Genomic DNA, 319 nt, shown 5'->3' with positions numbered 1-319 from the left:
CCACGGCGGCGGGGCGTTCTCCGGCAAGGACCCCCCGCAGGTGGACCGCCCGGCCGCGTCCGCGCTGCGGTCGGTGGCCAGGCACGTCGCCGCCGCGGCCCTGGCGCGCCGCTGCGAGGGGCAGGTGGCCTACGCGATCGGCGAGGCCCAGCCGGTGGGGCTCTACGTGGAGGCCTTCCGCACCGAGCCCGTCGACCCGGCACCGATCGAGGCCGCCGTCCGCGGGGCCTTCGACCTGCGTCCGGCGGCGATCCCCCACCACCTGGCCCTGCCGCGCCCCGCCTCCCCCGCCACGCCCGCCTACCGCCCCTTCGGCCGC

General features: G+C 80.6%; 1 protein-coding gene. It reads left to right on the top strand.

Annotated features, from left to right (window positions below; all coding sequences use genetic code 11):
* Positions 1-319: methionine adenosyltransferase domain-containing protein (locus tag V5O49_RS00265; protein ID WP_332900464.1), on the top strand; the 319-nt coding region annotated here is incomplete at both ends.

It is taken from the genome of Isoptericola haloaureus (assembly GCF_036689775.1).
In the GTDB taxonomy this organism is placed as follows: domain Bacteria; phylum Actinomycetota; class Actinomycetes; order Actinomycetales; family Cellulomonadaceae; genus Isoptericola; species Isoptericola haloaureus.
The sequence above is the reverse complement of the archived record's forward strand: the minus strand, read 5'-3'. Positions and strand labels throughout refer to the sequence as shown.